Origin of the sequence: Hyella patelloides LEGE 07179, from assembly GCF_900659865.1 — a bacterium.
Lineage (GTDB): Bacteria > Cyanobacteriota > Cyanobacteriia > Cyanobacteriales > Xenococcaceae > Hyella > Hyella patelloides.
On the sequence record NZ_LR214112.1, the window covers coordinates 1 to 6,064 of the forward strand.

Below are 6,064 nucleotides of genomic sequence, written 5' to 3' on the forward strand. Positions count from 1 at the left end.
ATGCCACTGCCGATGATACTCGTTACGATGATGGTGGTACTGACGCTCAAGACTCAGGAGATGAACCCGTACAAGATATTGCTCAAGTTCGCTATAGTCTTGGCGACCCTTCTTGGATCGAAGGTACCGATTTTTACTCTTTAGATTCAGTGGATGGAGAACTCGATAGTTCTGTGGAAGAATTTACTGGTATTATCGATACTGGGGATTTAGAACCAGGTCGTCATACCATCTTTATTGAAAGTCAAGATGCTGATGGCAATTTTGGTGTACCCACGGCGGTTTTTATTGATGTGCTTGATTTTTCCGAAGATGCCGAAGTTATCACTGGTAGCGAGCAAGCAGAATTACTCACAGGTACTGAAGCCGAAGAAGTTTTTTATGGTCTTGATGGTGACGATACCATAGCTGGCGGTTTGGGTGACGATCTCATCTTTGGCAATGCTGGTGCTGATGTGTTGCGAGGGGATTCCAATCAAGCTAGGCCTACGGGAGAAGATGGTGGCAATGACCAGATTTATGGCGGTCAAGGTGATGACACCATTGATGGCAAAGGTGGCAATGATACCCTCAGAGGGGAAGGAGGAAACGACTATATCATTGGTAACACAGGAAATGACATCATTCGCGGTGGTTATGGTGACGATACTCTAGCAGGGGATGATTTGTTCTCTGATGGTGGTCGAGATACTTTCGTGCTTGCGGATCGAGGAACCGATGTCATTTTAGATTTCAGTGTCGAGAGCGATTTTATCATGTTGCCAGAAGAGATTAGTTTCGAGCAATTGAGTATTACTCAAGATCGTCAAGATACTCTGATCGATTTTGAAGATAGCACCATGGCAGTGCTGCGGGATGTTGATTCAACAGAGCTTACTGACACTTCTTTTGTTTAAAATAGGCTGGGCTTATACAAGCTGTCGGCGATTAACTGGTTAAATTTAGAGAGCGATCGCAAATGCGATCGCTCTATGTTTGACTACTAATTCACATTGGTTAACTGATTATTAAATTAATTCGATCGTAATCAGCGAGCCAAAATTAATTCTAGATTCCAGGCAAAGCAGCTAAATTTGATATGCTTGAGCTTGAATTTGCCAAAGATGAGCATATTCCCCCTGTTGTTGCAGTAAATCTCGGTGAGTACCCAGTTCGATTAATTTTCCAGCTTTTAAAACCATAATCAGATCGCACATAGATACGGAAGCAAGACGATGAGTAACTAAAATTGCTGTTTTATTCTGGACTAATTCAGAGAAGCGGTTGTAGATTTCGTATTCGCTGCGGGGGTCTAAAGCTGCTGTCGGTTCGTCTAAAACTAATAGTTGCGATCGCTTTTCGCGGATAAAAGCTCTGGCGATCGCAATTTTTTGCCATTCTCCTCCAGAAAGTTCTGTACCATCAAATTGTTTACCTAATAAGGTTTGGTATTGATATTCGAGGCGATCGATCTTATCGGCAATTCCTGCTTTTCTAGCTGCTAGTTTTAGTGTTTCTAATTTCTCTAAGGCAGTTAAGTCTCCTAAAGCAATGTTTTCCCCGACAGTCAAACTATAACGACAAAAATCTTGAAACACCACTGCTATTTGTTGTCGCCACTGATTTAAATCTAACTTTTTAAGATCGATACCATCTATCAAAATTTTGCCCGCACTAGGATCGTAAAGTCGAGACAAAAGTTTGATGATAGTTGTTTTCCCTGCGCCATTTTCTCCTACTAATGCTATGGTTTTACCTGGTTCGAGAGTAAAAGAAACTCGCTCTAATGCAATTCTGCCATCAGGATAAGCAAAAGATACATTTTCAAAAACAATTCCTGAAGCGATGGAAGTGGGTAGATTTTTATCGCTGAAAGTAAGCTCCATAGTTGGTTGACTGTCTAAAAACTTAAACAGACGCTCCATAAAAATTAAGGCTTCTTGCAAACTAAAAAATTCATTAAACAATACCTGTAAGCTGGTTTGAATATTGTTTAAAGCTTGAATAAATAGCAGTACATTCCCTGCGGTAATTTGATTATTCACAGCTTTTATTACTACCCGATAAAAAGCTGTAGCATTGCTCCCAGCACTCAAAATTTCCCAGATGCTTAAGTTCCAAGCTTGTTTTCCGCGTATTTTACGCATGGCTTGATATTTATCAGCAAAGGCTTCAATATAGCGTTGTTTAAATAGAGAACCCAATCCAAATAAACGCACTTCTTTAGCATAAGTATCGGTTAACAGAACAGAAGAATAATATTTCATTTTCCGAGTTTGAGGACTTTTTTTGGACATTGTTTGCCAAATATCCCATTGGATTTTAAAAGAGAAATAAACCTTGGGAAATGAAGCCAATAGAAGTAATAAAGGAATCCACCAACCAAGAGGAGATAGCAAAATCAGCATTGTAATGAGATTTAGCAAATATTGACAGCCATCGGCAAAAAACAGTATTAGACGGAAAGGTTGTCGATTTACTTCTTCCTCAATTAATTGAATTTCGTTGTAAAAATGAGCGTCTTCAAAATAAATTAAATCCGAGAAACTGTTAGCCTTATCAAGGATTAATAAATTTATATGAGCAGAAAGTTTTTCAGTGATGTTTTTAAAATTAGCCTCATAAAATGGCTCTAAAATACTCTGTAGTAAAATAGCTGCTACCCAAGCAAAAACTAAAGAAAATAAACTCCCATAATTATCTAGCTGTGGAGAATTTAAACCACTCGCCACAGCATCAACTATTTGTTTATTAATCCAAATACCGAACCCAGGAACGATACCTCGCACTATCATCGTGCAAGTTAGAAAAGTAACTTCTTTGGGAGCAGCTTGCCAAATCAAAGGCAAAGAACGCACCAAAATTCGGCTATACCTAACCAATAAATTAAAATATTGCATTTGCTTCTAAATTTTAAAACTCAAACTATGTCTTGTAATAGACACCAGGATACTTTTGACAGCATTAATGTCTGCCTTTTACAGTGTCGGCGGTAAAAATATCTGATGGATGCAAGAATTACTTCATGTCTGCCATAGTTTTTTGTTTGCGATCGCTTTTAGACTTTATGAAACGAGTTATCTGAAAGTATTATAACAATATTCAAATAATCATTGACTTAGTTTTTTCTCTATAGGTCAACTAAACTTTTTGCTCAATCAAATGTCTCAACAAGAATTTACAACTGCTTACCGACGAAAATAATTCTACCAGCAATAATTATCTCTCAGAGAAATTTGCTCTTTCTGGATTTTATTGTTTCCTATTTCTACTGATTTAGCAAAAATAAAGTTGAGGACGACGAAGTGACAAATATGGTCGGTTTTTCCTTGATTTATTAACTAGCTCCATGTTTAGATCGGTCGTTAAAATCTGTTCCGTATTATCAGCCTTTGCCAAAACATCTCCATTGGGATCGACAACAATCGATTCACCACAAAAATTCATTTGATCTTCGCGCTCTACCCGATTACACATAGCAATAAAAATGCCATTCTGCATTGCTGGAATGCGAAGCTCCCATTCAAACTTTTCTAAAGGTTCGTCATTAGTATTTGCTGTAGGAATCACGACAAGCGATGCACCTTGCAACGCACAAGAGCGTATACTTTCAGGATAATGACGATCGAAACAAATAACTACGCCAATTTTGCCAATGTGAGTATCGTACACCAAAAAACCAGAATCTGAAGGTGTGTAATAGTCTTGCTCAAAAAAACAAGGAGCCTCAACTATGTGTACCATTTTAGAGATACCAAGAATATTGCCATCAGAATTAATTACTGGCGAAGCATCATAAGTATATTGCCCTTCTCGAAGATAAAAGTTGGGAACAGCGACAAGATTGCTTTCTTTACAAGCATTTTGAAGTTTCCTAACGTAATCATGATTTATCTCTAGTTCGTACTCTTTGACATCTTTACCTTTGTACTGTGGAAAAAATGGAGTAAGTTGAAGCTCTGGAAAGCATATTATGTCTATATTTTTTGTCGCACTATCTTCAATGATTTGCAGAGATTTTTTGAGATTATCTTCCATGCTTGAGGTCATAGACATTTGAGCTAAACCTATTCTCATGATGCGTCTATTAATTGGTGCTTTGTCAACTAAATTATAAACAAAACTGAAGTAGAGGAAGCCTTATCCGAAGGTGTAACAAGTAGAATTAAAGTATTCACAGATGTAAAAGGTAATTTACTTGGTGTTTATCCAGTTCCCTAAAAAATATGAACAAAACTGAAAAAACAATATGGAAAGAGCTTTCAAATATTATTGTGAAAATAAATGAACATGATAATTCAAAAACAATTTTTGAAAAAATCAAGAAATGGTATGAAAATAATCAAAACAAATTTTCACCAAATCTAATTGAAAAAAAGCAATTAGAAAAACTAATTAATATTAAAGAAATTGAAGAATATCCAATAAAGCAATCAGATTGTACGCCAAAAAGCGTTAAAAATATTCTCTATATTAATCCTTCAAACGAAGCTTCTATCTTATCTCTAGTAATAAGTAAACTATGGGAGATTGTAGTATTAAGAACTGATGATGAGTGCCAAATATGTAATTCTCTAGGAATGTTTGCTCTATTTGATTTAAAAGCAGAAAAAATTATATTGGAATGTTCTGTGTGTAGCTCTATACAAACAATAGAAGGAGAAATTTATAATTGTTTAACTCCTGAAACTTGGCGTTTGGCAGAAAATGAAGACTTAAAACTTGCTGGATTGATTTGAAAAGGCGTAAATCGAAGGTTCTTACTACGAAGTGCAGACTATCGCTGAAACCCTTGCTATACAATAAATACAGCGATCTTATTTTTCAAAATTAGCGATCGCCAAAACATAAGTTATATAAATGTTTTTTTAACTCTGGTTCTTAATGTCAAATGCTTTCGTTCTATTCGCTGCATTTTATATTTACTTATTAGTCCTTCATCTTTGGATAAATGACTTTCGTAAGTTTTTAATTTATCGATTCACGGGGTGACAAGAAGCTCAAAAGGAAGATAAGATCGGCATTTGAGCCTCGGTCTTACCCCTATTGGTTTTGCAGCAGGTGATGCCAATCTGTCTCGTTATGTTGGTAATAATCCTACTAATATAACTCGAACATTTGAACTATTTTTAGTGATTTATTATTAAAATGCATTTCTCTCCTGTAGTTAGCAGGAGAGAAGATTTGTTTTCTTGAAGGGAGTAATTTACTGCTAAAGTGTAGCCTTGTTTGGAACAACTTTCTAGATTGTCCTCAATTCAGCAGTACCAAGATTTTACTTGGATATTCGAGGTGCAATTAAACCTGGAGATTGCCAAAGAGAAAATGAATTAGCACTGATGGTTATTTTCTTGTCTTGATTCTGAACAATTACAGGTAATGCAGAGCGCATTTTATCAGCTACTTGTACGGTTTTCATATCGTAAGTGCTGGTAACTAACTTAGGATATAAGCCAATACAAATAATAGGAATTAATAAGCAAGCAGTAATAAAGATTTCTCTGGGTTGAGCATCAATACTAAAACTATCGAGCTTGAGTTTAGGATTGCTTTTACCGTAGAAAACTTCTCTCAACATAGACAGCAGATATATAGGAGTCAGAATTAAACCAACTGCGGTTAAGAAAATAACCCCTACTTTAAATGTCTGGCTGTAAGCATCACTGGTAGCAATTCCTAAGAAGATGCTTAATTCTCCTACAAAACCACTCATTCCTGGTAACGCCAGAGAAGCCATTGCACCCGCAGTAAACATAGCGAAGGTTTTGGGCATATCCTGAGCCATACCACCCATCTCATCCATCATCAAAGTGTGGGTGCGATCGTAAGTAGCACCAGAGAGGAAGAACAGAGCAGCAGCAATCAAACCATGAGAAATCATTTGTAAAACTGCGCCGTTTAAGCCCAAGTCGGTGAACGAAGCCATCCCGATTAAGACAAAGCCCATGTGGGAGATGGAAGAAGATGCCAGTCTTCTTTTGAGGTTGGTTTGTCCAAAAGCAGTTAGCGCACCATAAACAATGTTGATTACGCCGAGAATAACTAATAAAGGTGCAAACTTAATATGGGCATGGGGTAATGTTTC

At 36.9% G+C, this 6,064-nt stretch carries 6 protein-coding genes; 2 read left to right on the plus strand and 4 right to left on the minus strand.

Annotation, left to right across the window (positions count from 1 at the left end; genetic code table 11):
* On the plus strand, positions 1–896 hold an 896-nt coding region (locus H1P_RS30035; protein WP_144874664.1), incomplete at its 5' end, for a calcium-binding protein.
* A gap of 171 nt (positions 897–1,067) precedes the next feature.
* On the opposite strand, the gene H1P_RS30040 is transcribed toward H1P_RS30035, so the two are convergent.
* Together H1P_RS30040 and H1P_RS30045 are read right to left on the minus strand one after the other, a co-directional pair.
* Positions 1,068–2,879 carry an ABC transporter ATP-binding protein gene (locus H1P_RS30040; RefSeq protein ID WP_144874666.1) on the minus strand — a complete coding sequence of 604 codons (1,812 nt, stop codon included), beginning with the start codon at positions 2,877–2,879 and terminating at the stop codon, positions 1,068–1,070.
* Between the two features lie 376 nt (positions 2,880–3,255).
* Complete coding sequence (locus H1P_RS30045; protein WP_144874669.1) at positions 3,256–4,056, minus strand: carbon-nitrogen hydrolase family protein; 801 nt, start codon at positions 4,054–4,056, stop codon at positions 3,256–3,258.
* Between the two features lie 149 nt (positions 4,057–4,205).
* Here H1P_RS30045 and H1P_RS30050 point away from each other — a divergent pair, with 149 nt between their 5' ends.
* The gene (locus tag H1P_RS30050) at positions 4,206–4,718 is read left to right on the plus strand and encodes a hypothetical protein (RefSeq protein WP_144874671.1); all 513 of its coding nucleotides are present in this window, start codon (positions 4,206–4,208) and stop codon (positions 4,716–4,718) included.
* 113 nt (positions 4,719–4,831) lie between these two features.
* Here the strand turns inward: H1P_RS30050 and H1P_RS39595 are convergent, their stop codons facing one another.
* Positions 4,832–4,960 (minus strand): IS1 family transposase, encoded by a 129-nt coding sequence (locus tag H1P_RS39595; RefSeq protein ID WP_144874673.1) that lies wholly within the window; start codon positions 4,958–4,960, stop codon positions 4,832–4,834.
* Positions 4,961–5,254: 294 nt separating this feature from the next.
* Positions 5,255–6,064 (minus strand): proton-conducting transporter transmembrane domain-containing protein (locus H1P_RS30060; protein ID WP_281291263.1); only part of this gene is annotated, 810 nt, incomplete at its 5' end.